Source organism: Franconibacter pulveris (assembly GCF_056780215.1).
On the sequence record NZ_CM165555.1, the window covers coordinates 798,638 to 813,378 of the forward strand.

General features: G+C 56.9%; 12 protein-coding genes and 1 CRISPR repeat array. Of the genes, 4 read left to right on the top strand and 8 right to left on the bottom strand.

What is annotated here, in order from left to right; all coding sequences use genetic code 11:
- Positions 1-6: 6 nt before the first annotated feature.
- Both ACU4F7_RS03820 and ACU4F7_RS03825 read right to left on the bottom strand, forming a co-directional pair.
- Entirely contained in the window at positions 7-1,551 is a 1,545-nt protein-coding gene (locus ACU4F7_RS03820; RefSeq protein ID WP_481638065.1) for a DUF3300 domain-containing protein, read from the bottom strand.
- Positions 1,552-1,754: 203 nt separating this feature from the next.
- Positions 1,755-1,955: a hypothetical protein gene (locus tag ACU4F7_RS03825; RefSeq protein ID WP_481638066.1), complete on the bottom strand. Its 201-nt coding sequence runs from the start codon at positions 1,953-1,955 to the stop codon at positions 1,755-1,757.
- Between the two features lie 501 nt (positions 1,956-2,456).
- On the opposite strand from ACU4F7_RS03825, the gene acnB reads away from it, so the two are divergent.
- Positions 2,457-5,054, top strand: coding sequence for a bifunctional aconitate hydratase 2/2-methylisocitrate dehydratase (gene acnB / locus ACU4F7_RS03830; protein WP_152977092.1), 2,598 nt, complete (start codon positions 2,457-2,459; stop codon positions 5,052-5,054).
- 78 nt (positions 5,055-5,132) lie between these two features.
- Here acnB and ACU4F7_RS03835 read toward each other — a convergent pair whose 3' ends face one another.
- Complete coding sequence (locus ACU4F7_RS03835; RefSeq protein WP_481638690.1) at positions 5,133-5,516, bottom strand: hypothetical protein; 384 nt, start codon at positions 5,514-5,516, stop codon at positions 5,133-5,135.
- A 193-nt stretch (positions 5,517-5,709) separates the two neighbouring features.
- Here ACU4F7_RS03835 and yacL point away from each other — a divergent pair, with 193 nt between their 5' ends.
- Positions 5,710-6,072, top strand: coding sequence for a protein YacL (yacL, locus tag ACU4F7_RS03840; protein WP_024558292.1), 363 nt, complete (start codon positions 5,710-5,712; stop codon positions 6,070-6,072).
- A gap of 36 nt (positions 6,073-6,108) precedes the next feature.
- Here yacL and speD read toward each other — a convergent pair whose 3' ends face one another.
- The 3 genes from speD to ACU4F7_RS03855 form a co-directional block, all read right to left on the bottom strand.
- Complete coding sequence (gene speD, locus ACU4F7_RS03845; RefSeq protein WP_024558293.1) at positions 6,109-6,903, bottom strand: adenosylmethionine decarboxylase; 795 nt, start codon at positions 6,901-6,903, stop codon at positions 6,109-6,111.
- Positions 6,904-6,917: 14 nt separating this feature from the next.
- Positions 6,918-7,784, bottom strand: coding sequence for a polyamine aminopropyltransferase (gene speE, locus ACU4F7_RS03850; protein WP_481638067.1), 867 nt, complete (start codon positions 7,782-7,784; stop codon positions 6,918-6,920).
- Positions 7,785-7,892: 108 nt separating this feature from the next.
- Positions 7,893-8,240, bottom strand: a complete 348-nt coding sequence (locus tag ACU4F7_RS03855) for a YacC family pilotin-like protein (protein WP_024558295.1) — start codon at positions 8,238-8,240, stop codon at positions 7,893-7,895.
- Positions 8,241-8,630: 390 nt separating this feature from the next.
- Positions 8,631-8,958: direct repeats of the CRISPR family, unit length 28 nt; unit sequence GTTCACTGCCGTACAGGCAGCTTAGAAA.
- 139 nt (positions 8,959-9,097) lie between these two features.
- Here ACU4F7_RS03855 and cueO point away from each other — a divergent pair.
- Positions 9,098-10,636, top strand: coding sequence for a multicopper oxidase CueO (gene cueO, locus ACU4F7_RS03860; protein WP_481638068.1), 1,539 nt, complete (start codon positions 9,098-9,100; stop codon positions 10,634-10,636).
- A 174-nt stretch (positions 10,637-10,810) separates the two neighbouring features.
- Here the strand turns inward: cueO and ACU4F7_RS03865 are convergent, their stop codons facing one another.
- Positions 10,811-13,207, bottom strand: coding sequence for a glucose/quinate/shikimate family membrane-bound PQQ-dependent dehydrogenase (locus ACU4F7_RS03865; protein WP_029591182.1), 2,397 nt, complete (start codon positions 13,205-13,207; stop codon positions 10,811-10,813).
- 194 nt (positions 13,208-13,401) lie between these two features.
- Here ACU4F7_RS03865 and hpt point away from each other — a divergent pair, with 194 nt between their 5' ends.
- Complete coding sequence (gene hpt / locus ACU4F7_RS03870; protein WP_029591181.1) at positions 13,402-13,938, top strand: hypoxanthine phosphoribosyltransferase; 537 nt, start codon at positions 13,402-13,404, stop codon at positions 13,936-13,938.
- A 45-nt stretch (positions 13,939-13,983) separates the two neighbouring features.
- On the opposite strand, the gene can is transcribed toward hpt, so the two are convergent.
- Positions 13,984-14,646, bottom strand: coding sequence for a carbonate dehydratase (gene can / locus ACU4F7_RS03875; protein ID WP_029591180.1), 663 nt, complete (start codon positions 14,644-14,646; stop codon positions 13,984-13,986).
- Positions 14,647-14,741 lie beyond the last annotated feature (95 nt).

Here is a 14,741-nt window from a genome sequence, read left to right on the forward strand (position 1 = left end):
TTTCCCTTAGCGATGGCGGTTAACGTCGCGGTTTTCAGCGCGTCGCTCTCTGGCGGGCGCGCGCTCCCGATTTGTCGACGCATATTGACGGCTCTGCATTCCGCGCTGTTGCTGCGCCTGCCAGCTGGCTGAGCGGCTGTCGTTGCCGCTTAACGCATTCGCGCGCGCTGTGTTATAGCGAGGTGACGGACGCGCCGCAGAGGGGGCTTCACGCTGGGGTTTATTCGCCCGCTGCGTTTTCTGCGGGCGGTTGGCCTGTTGCTGCGCGCGCGGTTTATCGGTGTCGTAACCCCGGTAGTTATTGCGTTGCGCTATCTGCTTGAGCTGCTGATTCGCCGCCTGCCGCTGCGCTTCTTTCATGGCCGGGCGTGGCGTTGGCGTCCGGTTTTTACCGGCGGCTTGCTGGAGCTGCGCCATGGCTGCCTGTCGCTGGCTATCCCGGTTAACCGGTTGCGGCGAAGCGGCGTTTACGCTTGCTGCGGCGTTGGCGCGATACTGCGTGGCGACACGGTTGTCAGAGTAGGGAACGCCGTTGCGATAGGCGGGATTATGCTGCCAGCGCAACGTGTTATCGACGCGGTGCTCTCCGGTTATCTTGTTGAAATTATTTACATTGATATTGATGTTGTCGCCGTTATGCGAATAGCCGCCGCCGTGATGATGGTCGTCATGGTGATCGTCGTCGTCCCAGTCGATGCTGCTGAACAGCGCATAGGTCGTCGCGACGCCGAGGCTGTAACCCAATCCTTTAACGAAACTCTCGCCGAATTGCTCGCCAGGCGTCGGCGGCAGGTACACCGGCGGGTAACTGGCGTTCGGCCACGTGCCGTAGACCGTCGCCGGGTTATAGGTCGGCACGTAAACGACCTGCGGATCGGCGGGTTCGATTTTAATAATCGTCGGGCTGCTGGCGGCTGACGGCGCTGCCCCGTTAGCTTCTTTTGGCGGGGCAGGCGTTGCCGCTTTTGTCGTCGTGGTGACTTTCTGCTGCGCAGTGGAGGTCAGCGCGCCGGTTTGCTGAGCCAGTGCGCGCAGCCTTTGCACCGAGTCCATCACATCGTTGGGTTGCGCCAGGAATGCGTCGCCGAGATTTTGCACCCACTGCGGGTTTTCACCCAGCAATGACATGAGTTGCGGGAAGGCGACCAGCGATTTTACGCTCGCGTCCCAGGGCTGATTCTTAGCCGCCTCTATCGCCGCATCGCCCTGCAGTTTGGGGTTATCCCGCGACCACTGCACCGCCTGAAGCACATTCGCGGGGTAAGTCGCCGCCATTAAAATTTGCGACAGCAGCGCGTCAGGGTAGAGCGCGACGGGCGCCACCCATTGGTCGATTTGCGCGGCTGTGTAAGTGGGCGCGACAGGCGTTGCGGGAGTGGGCTGGTTCGGTGCCGGCGCGGCGGGAGAGGGCTGAGTTTGCGCTGGCGCGGCAGGCGCGTTTTCGTTCACAGCCGCAGGCGTCTGGCTTTTTACGAATAGCGCGCCTGAGGCAGCCAGGAGCCCGGCGCTGCACAGCAGGACAAACAGATGTGGCTTGAAAGGCAACTTCATAGGGAACTCCGACGAGAGCGATGCCATAAGGCGTTTGGGTTGCCGCGAGTATATCCTTCGTTTTTTTACGGTTTTAGCTATAACTGGCAATGAACCGCATTTGTCCGAATAAAAATGTGAGTATTTATTGCGCAATTATAAGCGACATTAAATTTGCCGCTGTGAGGTCGCCTGAAAGACCGCCCTTGCGGGCGGTCAGGAGCTTAATTGCCTAAGTTCAGGATGAACTGAATGTGGATGTCTGAAATGTTCCAGCCACCCTGCATCAGCGCCATCGCTGCGCTTAATACAATGAGAAGCGTATAGAGCAAACGCATTTCCATTGCGCGTAATCCCTTGCGGGCTACGTCGATTCCTTCTTCACCGGGAAAGGCAGAACCAGGCAAGTGTGTTGTACTTGCCACGTAGGATCAGGGAACTGCTTCCGGGCCCGGTGACTGGCTGCTACGCCAGCGAAGCAGGCCAGCGGGCAAGGTAAACCGTTTTTTCCAGGGCTGAAAGCCGTTTTAAAGCGTTGCATTGGCTTACATGTAAATTCCGAAAGCGGTGCGCAAATCGTACAGTTCGACTTGCCCCTTTTTTTAACCGATGGCATGATTCATTTCGTGTTGTACTTGCCACATAACCTGTGTGAAGGTGCCTGCTACCACCCGCACACAACAAGAAGACCGCCGTCAGGCGGTTTTTTTGTGCCTGAAATCTCACTTCTGAAACGCGTTATGCGTTGCTTAACGATTCAGCAAATATTTAATGTTGCTTTTTTGTAAACAGATTAACAGAGACCCCAATTCCTGCTATTCTGCCCGACGCGGAACCGGGCATTTACCCTACAAACTGCTGTCTCACAGGAGCGTGAAGAGAATAGCCTGGCTCCCCATATGACAATGAGAGCGAGGAGAACCGTCGTGCTAGAAGAATACCGTAAGCACGTAGCTGAGCGTGCCGCCGAGGGGATTGTAGCCAAACCCTTAGATGCAACCCAAATGGCAGCGCTCGTCGAGCTGCTGAAAACCCCGCCAGCGGGTGAAGAAGAGTTTCTGTTAGATCTGCTTACCAACCGTGTACCCCCAGGCGTTGACGAAGCCGCCTACGTAAAAGCCGGATTCCTTGCCGCTATCGCCAAAGGCGAAGCCTCCTCTCCGCTGGTCACCCCGGAAAAAGCGATTGAACTGCTGGGCACCATGCAGGGTGGTTATAACATTCACCCGCTGATTGACGCGCTGGATGATGAAAAGCTGGCGCCGATTGCCGCCAAAGCGCTGTCCCATACGCTGCTGATGTTCGATAACTTCTACGATGTGGAAGAGAAAGCGAAAGCGGGCAACGCCCATGCGCAGCAGGTTATGCACTCCTGGGCGAATGCCGAGTGGTTCCTGTCTCGCCCGTCGCTGCCTGAGAAAATTACCGTTACCGTCTTTAAAGTGACGGGCGAAACCAACACCGACGACCTTTCTCCGGCGCCGGACGCCTGGTCGCGCCCGGATATCCCGCTGCACGCGCTGGCGATGCTGAAAAACGCCCGCGACGGCATTGAGCCGGATCAGCCAGGCGCAGTCGGCCCTATCAAGCAAATTGAAGCGCTGGCGCAAAAAGGCTTCCCGCTGGCGTATGTTGGCGACGTCGTGGGCACCGGTTCATCCCGTAAATCCGCGACCAACTCCGTGCTGTGGTTCATGGGCGAAGATATCCCGTTCGTGCCGAACAAGCGCGGCGGCGGCGTGGTGCTGGGCGGCAAAATCGCGCCAATCTTCTTCAACACCATGGAAGATGCGGGCGCACTGCCGATCGAAGTCGATGTGTCGAACCTCAATATGGGCGACGCTATCGATATTTACCCGTACAAAGGCGAAGTGCGTAATCACTACACTGATGAGCTGCTGGCCTCCTTTGAACTGAAAACCGACGTACTGATTGACGAAGTGCGTGCGGGCGGACGTATTCCGCTGATCATCGGTCGTGGGCTGACTACCAAAGCGCGCGAAGCGCTGGGTCTGCCGCACAGCGACGTGTTCCGTCAGGCGAAAGATGTCGCCGAGAGCGACCGCGGCTTCTCGCTGGCGCAGAAAATGGTCGGCCGCGCTTGCGGCGTAGCGGGTATTCGCCCGGGCCAGTACTGCGAACCGAAGATGACCTCCGTAGGTTCCCAGGACACCACCGGTCCGATGACCCGCGACGAGCTGAAGGACCTGGCGTGCCTGGGCTTCTCCGCCGATCTGGTGATGCAGTCCTTCTGCCACACTGCGGCGTATCCGAAGCCGGTTGACGTTACCACGCACCACACGCTGCCGGACTTCATCATGAACCGCGGCGGCGTGTCGCTGCGCCCGGGCGACGGCGTTATCCACTCCTGGCTGAACCGCATGCTGCTGCCGGATACCGTTGGCACCGGCGGCGACTCCCACACCCGTTTCCCGATCGGTATTTCGTTCCCGGCGGGTTCCGGCCTCGTGGCGTTCGCCGCGGCGACCGGCGTGATGCCGCTCGATATGCCGGAATCGGTGCTGGTGCGCTTTAAAGGCCAGATGCAGCCGGGCATTACGCTTCGCGACCTGGTTCACGCTATCCCTTACTATGCCATCCAGCAAGGTCTGCTGACCGTTGAGAAGAAGGGCAAGAAGAACATCTTCTCCGGCCGCATTCTGGAAATCGAAGGTCTGCCGGATCTGAAAGTCGAGCAGGCGTTTGAGCTGACCGATGCTTCCGCCGAGCGTTCTGCGGCAGGTTGCACCATCAAGCTCAACAAAGAGCCGATCATCGAGTACCTGACCTCCAACATCGTGCTGCTGAAATGGATGATTGCTGAAGGCTACGGCGACCGTCGTACGCTGGAGCGTCGTATCCAGGGCATGGAGAAGTGGCTTGCGGATCCGCAGCTGATGGAAGCGGATGCCGACGCGGAATACGCGGCGGTGATCGACATCGATCTGAACGAAATCAAAGAGCCGATTCTGTGCGCGCCGAACGATCCTGACGATGCGCGCCTGCTCTCTGACGTTCAGGGCGACAAGATTGACGAAGTGTTTATCGGCTCCTGCATGACCAACATCGGCCACTTCCGTGCCGCCGGTAAACTGCTGGACAGCCATAAAGGCCAGTTGCCGACCCGCCTGTGGGTGGCGCCGCCGACCCGCATGGACGCCGCGCAGCTGACCGAAGAGGGGTACTACAGCGTGTTTGGTAAGAGCGGCGCGCGTATTGAGATCCCGGGCTGCTCGCTGTGCATGGGCAACCAGGCGCGCGTGGCGGACGGCTCGACGGTGGTTTCCACCTCGACCCGTAACTTCCCGAACCGCTTAGGCACCGGCGCGAACGTCTATCTGGCCTCTGCGGAGCTGGCGGCCGTTGCGGCGCTTATCGGCAAGCTGCCGACGCCGGAAGAGTATCAGACCTTTGTCGCGCAGGTGGATAAGACCGCGGTGGATACGTATCGCTACCTGAACTTCGACCAGCTTTCCCAGTACACCGAGAAAGCGGACGGCGTGATTTTCCAGACCGCCGTTTGATGCAACGCGTGCCCGGTTCGCCGGGCCGCACGAAAAAAGGGAAGCCTCAGCGCTTCCCTTTTTTTATGCATTATCGCCTCAGGAGTTTGCTTTGCCGTCGTAGCGCGGCAGGCTGACCACGGGATAAGTAAAACTCTCTTCCGTCCGGCAGCGCTCCGGCTTTTGCTGGTCGGCATAAATCAGGAAATAGCTCTCTTTCGCCGGGAAGTAGATTAAGTCGTCGCCGTTGCGAAAGGAGATAACGTCGTAACGGTTGCCCGATTTCGTTTCCGCTTTATGAATACCGGAAGCGATTTGAAAATGATCGCCCCACTTCATGGTGGTGAGGTGATACTTAAAAAAGGAGATCAGCACGTTTTGCCGCGTCAGGCAGTCAAGCCGCACCGCTTCGCCCGCATAAGCGGCGGAAAGGGGCAGCGCGACGGCGCACAGCAGCAGGGCCCGGGCGAGCGTCATTTTCAATTTTTGCATAGGTCTTTATGAATTAAGGCGTTAAGAAAGGTCACAGCATAGCACAGCCAGACCAGAGGGCGGGCGTCAGCGCTTTTTTCGCCAGACGCCGCCCGGTCCGCTTTTTTTTCGCTTTCATGCTGCGATAATAACTACACAGGTACAATGCAGCGGTCACGCATTGCCTTTTGCAGAGGAAAACACCATGGATTACGAATTCTTGCGCGATATTACCGGCTCGGTGAAAGTGCGCATGTCGATGGGGCATGAAGCGGTCGGCCACTGGTTTAACGAAGAAGTGAAGGACAACTTGTCTCTGCTCGACGAAGTGGAGCAGGCGGCGCGTGAAGTAAAAGGCAGCGAGCGTCAGTGGCAGAAAACGGGTCACGAATACACGCTGTGGCTTGATGGCGAAGAGGTGATGGTGCGCGCCAATCAGCTGGAGTTTTCGGGCGACGAGATGGAAGAGGGGATGAGTTATTACGACGAAGAAAGCCTGTCGCTCTGTGGCCTTGAAGATTTCCTGCAGGTAGCGGCGGCTTATCGCGCCTTTCTTAATCAGCGCTAAGCGCGGCGGCGTGGAGCGTCCCTGCTCCACTGGCGTTTATACGGCGGGAATATTACGGCCGTAGTAAATTTCGCGCATCTCTTTCCAGAGCAGGTCCGTAATGGTCTTGCGCTCTTCTTCGGTTAAATCTTCCGGTTTGGTGTGGAACATATAGTGCTTAAGGTCGAACTCTTTAAGCAGCATTTTGGTGTGGAAGATATTTTCCTGATAAACGTTCACGTCCACCATGTCATACAGCGACTTCATATCCTCTGACATAAAGTTCTGAATGGAATTGATTTCGTGATCGATAAAGTGCTTCATGCCGTTCACGTCGCGCGTAAAGCCGCGAACGCGGTAGTCGACGGTGACGATATCGGACTCGAGCTGGTGGATGAGGTAATTCAGCGCCTTCAGTGGCGAAATCACGCCGCAGGTCGAAACCTCAATGTCGGCGCGGAAAGTGCAAAGCCCGCCTTCCGGATGGCTTTCCGGATAGGTGTGCACACAGATGTGGCTTTTGTCCAGGTGGGCCACCACGGCTTCCGGCAACGGACCCGGGTGTTCAGACTTATCAATCAGTTTCGGGTCTACCGGCTCTTCGCTCACCAGGATGGTGACGCTGGCGCCCTGCGGTTCATAATCCTGACGCGCGATGTTCAGGATATTGGCTCCGATGATGGAGCAGGTCTCTGTCAGGATCTCAGTCAGACGGTTGGCGTTGTAGAGTTCATCGATATAAGCGATATAACCATCGCGCTCTTCCGCCGTTTTGGCGTAGCAAATATCGTAAATACAAAAACTCAGGCTTTTGGTCAGGTTGTTAAAGCCATGCAGTTTCAGCTTTTTCAATTTTGATCACCTCCTTAGGATGCCTGATCGGACAGGGCATCTTGCAAATACTGCGGCAGAGCGAAAGCTGCCGTATGAATAGCCGGATTGTAATAGCGGCACTGAATTCCCGCGGCGTGAAAACGCGCTTGCAGGGTTTCAGTGGGCAGGTCGCGCAGCGCGTCGTTGTCCGTCGCCCAGGCGAAGGTCATGATGCCGCCGTAATAGGTCGGGATAGCCGCCTGATAGAAGCTGACGTCAGTAAAATAGTGGCTGAGCTTGCGGTGGCTGTCGATGGCTTCATCCTGCTGCAGAAAACAGACGCCGTTTTGCGCGACAAAAATTCCGCCTGGGTTCAGGCAGCGTTTGCACCCTTCGTAGAATGCCGACGTGAACAGGCTCTCGCCCGGACCGATAGGGTCGGTACAGTCAGAGATAATCACATCAAACGTTTGCGTCGTCTGGTTAACAAAATTGACGCCGTCGTCAATCACCAGCTTAAAGCGCGGGTCGTCATAGCTGCCGGCATTATGGTTAGGCAGATACTGACGGCAGAATGAAACGACGCCTGCGTCTATCTCCACCATGGTGATGGATTCCACGCTTTTATGGCGGGAGACTTCACGCAGCATGGCGCCGTCGCCGCCGCCGATGATCAGCACATGCTTTGCGTGACCGTGCGCCAGCAGCGGCACGTGGGTCATCATTTCGTGATAGATAAACTCGTCACGTTCGGTGGTTTGCACCACACCGTCCAGCGCCATTACCCGGCCAAAAGCCGCATTTTCGAAAATGATCAAATCCTGATGATCGGTTTTCTCGTGGTAAAGCACGTTATCAACGGCAAAGTATTGACCAAATTTGTCGTGCAGCGTCTCGTGCCACAGCGTATTCCCGGTCATTGGCTGATACCTCCTTCGTTAACACCCTCGGAAAATGGGCGCAACATAATAGCTAACAATAACCGTGGATGCACGGTCATTATTTCGACGAAGGGGCGGGGAAGGGGGTTACTTTACGTAGGCGAGCAGGCTTAAAGAATCGCGCGCCAGCGCCTTACATTTCCGTGCGGTGGGAATGGCGATGCCGCTCAAATCGCGATAGCTGTCTTCGCCAAGCGCCTTCATATTAAAGCTTTCGTAATTGCTTAAATCCCACTGGTTTTGCTGGGCGAAAAAGACCAGCGCGCGGCGAATCTGCCCGTTTGGCAAGTTCTGGTAGCCGCAGTCATTTTTCAGAAACACGAAAACGGCGGTGAGATCGGCCATGTCTTCCGCTTCTGATTCACTTAACGCAAAGCTACTGGCGGAAAAGCCCATCAGACAGCCCAGCAACATCACCCTGACCCACTTGTTCATTACGTCTACCACTCGCCAAAAGATACCAAACGATAGCACATTTCGTTCAGACGCGACGAGGATATTTGATCCCTTTTATGGCGGATAAATGCCCGTATGACGCGGCCTGGCGCGCTTTTCAAAATGAAAACAAGATGATTTAAGCAGAGGTGAAAAAGTAAGCGGCAAACGCCGCGTTTCGAAAGGAAAAAGCGGCCTCGCCAAAAAGCGAAAGCGAACGAAACGGCGCACGAAAAATTAACTTTGTCTCTCATGCCAAAACCCTTTTTTAACGCCGTTTTTTAAACGATTGATTTTAAAGGCGCTATAAAAGCGCCGGAAAAAAGGGTCTGCAACAGCAAATTAAAGGTATTTGGTGTTAATACAGCGAATTAGCTAAAATCCGCTCTTGTTCACTGCCGTACAGGCAGCTTAGAAAGCCGAATACCCGCGCTGGCGCGCCTCCGCCTTGTTCACTGCCGTACAGGCAGCTTAGAAACACACCATACCAGCAAGCGCTCGGAGCGTACAGTTCACTGCCGTACAGGCAGCTTAGAAAAACTCAATCCTTGCGAGCGGCGCGAACTCCATGTTCACTGCCGTACAGGCAGCTTAGAAATGTAGCTTCTGCTGCCACGCCGGAGGCTTGGGGTTCACTGCCGTACAGGCAGCTTAGAAAAAATATTGCCAGCCCTGCAACGCTGTAGTTCAGTTCACTGCCGCACAAGCAGCTTAGAAATGCCGAGCCGCCATGCTCACTCAACGCCCGGTTCACCGCCGCCCGGGCGCTCCTCCTCGCTTTTTCCCGTTGAAACTTGACCTTCCCGTTGGGGAAAGGTTTAAGCTCATGGCATGCCTGTCGTCGATAAGGAAATAAGATGCACCGCCGTGATTTTTTAAAATACAGCGCCGCGCTGGGCGCGTTCAGCATGCTGCCTGCCTGGGGGCGCGTGATACCTGCGGCAAAACGCCCGACCTTACCCATTCCCGAACTCTTAACGCCCGACGCGCAAAGCAAAATTCGCCTGACCGCCCAGGCGGGCGCCAGCCAGTTCAACGGCCAGAAGGTGGCGACGTGGGGCTATAACGGCAACCTGCTCGGCCCGGCGGTAAAGCTCACATCCGGTAAACCGGTGACGGTGGATATCCGCAATGCGCTTCCCGAGGAAACCACAGTGCACTGGCACGGCGTGGAAATACCGGGCGAAGTGGATGGCGGGCCGCAGGGGGTGATTGCGCCAGGCGCGACCCGAACGGTGAGTTTTACGCCGCAGCAGCGCGCCGCGACCTGCTGGTTCCACCCGCATCAGCATGGCAAAACCGGCCATCAGGTGGCGATGGGGCTGGCGGGCCTGGTGTTGATTGAGGATGTCGAAAGCCTGCAACTGATGCTGCCAAAGCTGTGGGGCATCGACGATGTGCCGCTTATTATTCAGGACAGAAAATTCACCGCCGACGGCCACGTCGATTATCAGCTGGATGTGATGAGCGCGGCGGTGGGCTGGTTCGGCGATACGCTGCTCTGCAACGGCGTGGCGTATCCGCAACATAACGCGCCGAAAGGCTGGCTGCGGTTGCGCCTGTTAAACGGCTGCAATGCCCGCACGCTGAAGATTGCCGCCAGCGACAACCGCCCGCTTTATGTGGTGGCGAGCGATGGCGGATTGTTGCCGGAGCCGGTTAAGGTGAGCGAACTGCCCATGCTGACCGGCGAACGCTTTGAGGTGCTGGTGGATACGAGCGACAGCAAGCCGTTCGACATCATCACGCTGCCGGTCAACCAGATGGGGATGGCGATAGCGCCGTTCGATAAGCCGCAGCCGGTGGTGCGCATTCAGCCGCTGGTCATTCCCGCCTCCGGCAGCCTGCCCGATACTCTGGTTAAGGCGCCCGCGCTGCCTTCGCTCGACGGGCTACAGGCGCGCTGGCTACAGCTGATGATGGACCCGATGCTCGACATGATGGGCATGCAGGCGCTGCAGGAGAAATATGGCGAGCAGGCGCTGGCGGGCCATCAGCAGCATATGCAGATGATGGGGCAGATGAATCATGGTCACGGCCACGGCATGGATTTCCACAACGCCAACAAGATTAACGGCAAAGCGTTTGATATGAACGCCCCGGCGTTCAACGTGGCGAAAGGCCAGTATGAGCGCTGGACCCTCTCGGGCGAAGGCGACATGATGCTGCATCCGTTCCATATCCACGGCACGCAGTTTCGCATCCTTACCGAAAACGGCAAGCCGCCTGCGGCGCACCGCGCGGGCTGGAAAGACACGGTCTGGGTGGAGGGCGCGCGCAGCGAAGTGCTGGTGCGTTTCGACCACGTAGCGCCCGCTGAACATGCCTATATGGCTCACTGTCATCTGCTTGAGCATGAAGATACGGGCATGATGTTAGGGTTTACGGTGAGCTGAAGCCGCACCAAAAAAGCAAGACGCGGCGCGGCGCTACCCCGCCCGACGAAAGGCTTATCGCCTTTCCCGGCGGCAAAGCGATGCCGGGCGTATAAGCAACGCGCGGTTTATCTCGTTGCTTTATGCCCATAAAAAAGCCCCTCAGTGAGGGGCTTTTGTTTTGCTTATCGCAGATTATTTCGCGTCATCCGGCAGCGCATAGGCAACGATGTAGTCGCCCATCTTCGTGCCAAACGACCCGTGGCCGCCTGCGGAAACCACCACGTACTGCTTACCGTTAACTTCATACGTCATCGGCGTGGCCTGGCCGCCTGCTGGCAGACGTCCTTCCCACAGCTTGTCGCCGTTGGTTACGTTGTAAGCGCGCAGGTAGTTATCCGCCGTCGCGGCGATGAACAGCACGTTGCCCGCGGTTGAAATCGGACCGCCCAGCATCGGCATGCCCAGCGTGAACGGAACCGGAACCGGCATCGGGAAGCCGAAGCTGTCGCGCGGGGTACCGATGCGTTTCTGCCAGACAATTTTGTTGGTCTTAAGATCCAGCGCGGAGATATAACCCCAGGCAGGCTGCTTACACGGCAGACCAAACGGCGACAGGAACGGGTTCAGCGTTACGCCATACGGCACGCCGTACTGCGGCTGAATGCCGGATTCAGAGCCGGTGCCCTGCGCGTCTTTCGGCTGCTCCATCGGGTTGCCCGGGCCGCGCGGGATCAGTTTAGAGACGAACGGCAGGGCAATCGGGTTGGCAATCGCGACCTGACGGTTCTGGTCAACAGAGAGACCGCCCCATTCAAACATCCCCAGGTTGCCCGGGAAGACCAGCGTGCCCTGTTCAGAAGGCGGCGTGAAGATGCCTTCATAACGCATGCTGTGGAACATCACGCGGCAAACCAGCTGGTCGAACATGGTGGCGCCCCACATGTTCGCGCCGCTCAGATCTTGCTTCGGACGGAAGGAGAGATCAGAGAAGGGCTGGGTCGGCGTCACGTAGTCGCCTTTCGCCGCGCCCTGCGGAACCGGTTTTTCCGGCGCCGGGACAACGAGCTGGCCGTTGCGACGGTCGAGCACAAAGATGTTGCCTGTTTTCGCCGGCGCATAGATAACCGGTACGGTCTGGCCGTTCACGGTAATGTCGGCAAGCGTCGGCTGGGCCGGCAGGTCCATATCCCACAGGTCGTGGTGAACGGTCTGATAAGACCAGGCGAGCTTACCGGTAGAGGCGTTCAGCGCCACAATGGAGCTGGCATAGCGTTCCTGCTCCGGCGTACGGTTGCCGCCCCAGATATCCGGCGTGGTCACGCCCATCGGCAGATAAACCAGGTCCAGCTTCGCGTCATAGGCGGCTGGCGCCCAGGAGTTCGGCGAGTTCGGCGTGAAGTGATGTTCGTCCGCCGGAATAGCGTTCGGATCTTTCGCGCCCGGATCGAAGGCCCACAGCAGCGCGCCGGTGTTGATATCAAAACCGCGGATAACGCCGGAAGGCTCACGGGTGGAGAAGTTATCGGTTACCGCACCGGCAATCACAATCACTTTGTCAGTGACGATCGGCGGCGACGTCGGCTCGTACATGCCCGGCGTGGTGACCGGCATGTTGGTCTGCAGGTTCAGGATGCCTTTGTTAGCAAAGGTCTGGCACAGCTTGCCGTTATCGGCGTTCACCGCAAACAGACGGCCGTCGTTTACCGGCAGGATAATGCGGCGCGGACAGTCGGCCAGCACTTCCGGCGTCGCGTTAGCCGGGGTAGCCTCATGGTAAGAGACGCCGCGGCAGGTCACGTGCTGGAAGGTCGGGTTGGTATTCAGCTGCGGATCGAGGTGCCACTTTTCTTTACCGGTCGCGGCATCCAGCGCGAAAAGACGCTGATGTGCGGTGCAGAGGTAAAGGGTGTCGCGCACTTTAATCGGCGTTACTTCGTTGGTGATTTCACCCGGATCGTTCGGCAGCTTCAGGTCGCCGGTACGGAAAGTCCAGGCTTCTTTAAGCTGGTGGACGTTATCAGCGGTGATCTGTTTGAGGGGAGAATAACGCTGGCCTTCCTGGTTGCGGCCATAAGCCGGCCAGTCGCCTTCCGGAATAGCCGCCGCGCCGCTTGCCGCTGCCGCCGTGGCGTCGGCGGAAAGGGTGCCGTGAATCTCTTGCGGATCGTTAAAGGCCGCCCATACCAGCATGCCGCCGGTAATGATAAGCGAAACCACCAGCGCGGTAACGCCCGGGCGCGCAGGGGTGGCGAGACGGCGCCAGACAAACGGCAAAATCAGCCAGATGCCAAAGAACACCAGCACGTCGCAGCGCGGCGTCAGGGCCCAGAAATCGAAACCGACTTCCCAGACGCCCCAGATCATGGTGCAAAGCAGGATAGCGGCGTAAAGCCAGAGCGCCGCCGCGTTACGACGCCACAGCAGCCAGGCCGTCGCCAGCATCGCCACCCCGGCGATAGGGTAGTACCAGGAGCCGCCAATAGCGACCAGCCATACCCCGCCAATTAATAAATAAAGTCCGCATAGTGCTGCGAACAGGGCTGTCAGAGTCACGAGCAAACGTGACTGTTTTACTTTTGTTTCCGCCATGATGACACTCGTATATTTTTAGTAGCAACTAATTATAGTTATTAACATGTGTGATCTGAATCACAATAAAGGCTTTTTTATGCATTTCTGCCGTAAATGCTTTTTGCTGGTATACTGCCTGCCTTATCAATAAGCGCTGGCGAACGAAACGCTGCCGTTTGATGATTTCAATTTAAAATCAGATGGTTATAGATATGAAACATACTGTAGAAGTAATGATCCCCGAAGCGGACATCAAAGCGCGCGTTGCAGAACTGGGACGTGAAATAACCGAGCGTTATAAAGACAGCGGCAGCGATATGGTGCTGGTTGGTCTGTTGCGCGGCTCGTTTATGTTTATGGCGGACCTCTGCCGTGAAGTGCAGGTTTCCCATGAGGTCGATTTTATGACCGCTTCGAGCTACGGCAGCGGCATGTCGACCACGCGTGATGTGAAAATCCTGAAAGATCTGGATGAAGACATCCGCGGCAAAGATGTGCTGATCGTCGAAGATATTATCGACTCCGGCAATACGCTGTCGAAAGTGCGCGAGATCCTGAGCCTGCGCGAACCGAAATCGCTGGCTATCTGCACGCTGCTGGATAAACCTTCCCGCCGCGAAGTGGAAGTGAACGTCGAGTTTATCGGCTTTTCCATTCCGGATGAGTTTGTGGTGGGTTACGGCATCGACTACGCCCAGCGCTATCGCCATCTGCCATTCATTGGCAAAGTGGTTCCGCTTGCCGAATAACCGGCGGGCATAAAAAAGGGGCCGCGGCCCCTTTTTTTATCACTATTACTTGTGAATATTGTGCGTTTGCTGAAGATTGCCGATGCCGCTGCGATAGCGCTGTTCCAGCGTTTCGCGATCGGTTGCGGCTACCTGCAGGTCGCGCAGCAGGCCATCGTGGATGCCGTAGGCCCAGCCGTGAATGGTCACTTTCTGGCCGCGTTTCCACGCTGACTGCATGATGGTGGAATGGCCCAGGTTATAAACCTGCTCCATCACGTTCAGCTCGCACAGCGCGTCGAGGCGTTTCTCCTGCGGGATTTCACCAAGCAGTGAGCTATGTTTAAACCAGATGTCGCGGATGTGCAGCAGCCAGTTGTTGATAAGCCCAAGCTCCGGGTTTTCCACCGCCGCCTGCACGCCGCCGCAGCCGTAGTGTCCACAGATAATAATGTGTTCCACTTCAAGCACGTCAACCGCATACTGAATAACCGAAAGGCAGTTAAGATCGGTATGGATGACCAGGTTGGCGACGTTGCGATGAACGAAGATCTCACCCGGTTCGAGGCCGGTAAGGCGCTCGGCGGGCACGCGGCTGTCGGAGCAGCCAATCCACAGAAAGCGCGGCTTCTGCGCCTTCGCCAGTCGTTCGAAAAAGCCCGGATCCTCTTCCACCAGCATTTTGGACCACTGGACGTTGTTGCTAATGAGTGTGTCGATATCTTTCATAAAGGTTAACGGCCTGTAACCGAAGAATTGCGTTGGGGTAATATAGGGCAACTCAAAAATTTTTTAAACCACACAACTTTTGTGCGAAATAAGGT

Bases quoted from the DNA above. Each gene is read 5' to 3' on its own strand.
- ACU4F7_RS03820 (WP_481638065.1), bottom strand. From the start codon at position 1,551: ATGAAGTTGCCTTTCAAGCCACATCTGTTTGTCCTGCTGTGCAGCGCC.
- yacL (WP_024558292.1), top strand. From the start codon at position 5,710: ATGGATTACGAATTCTTGCGCGATATTACCGGCTCGGTGAAAGTGCGC.
- speE (WP_481638067.1), bottom strand. From the start codon at position 7,784: ATGACCGGGAATACGCTGTGGCACGAGACGCTGCACGACAAATTTGGT.
- ACU4F7_RS03855 (WP_024558295.1), bottom strand. From the start codon at position 8,240: ATGAACAAGTGGGTCAGGGTGATGTTGCTGGGCTGTCTGATGGGCTTT.
- cueO (WP_481638068.1), top strand. From the start codon at position 9,098: ATGCACCGCCGTGATTTTTTAAAATACAGCGCCGCGCTGGGCGCGTTC.
- ACU4F7_RS03865 (WP_029591182.1), bottom strand. From the start codon at position 13,207: ATGGCGGAAACAAAAGTAAAACAGTCACGTTTGCTCGTGACTCTGACA.
- hpt (WP_029591181.1), top strand. From the start codon at position 13,402: ATGAAACATACTGTAGAAGTAATGATCCCCGAAGCGGACATCAAAGCG.
- can (WP_029591180.1), bottom strand. From the start codon at position 14,646: ATGAAAGATATCGACACACTCATTAGCAACAACGTCCAGTGGTCCAAA.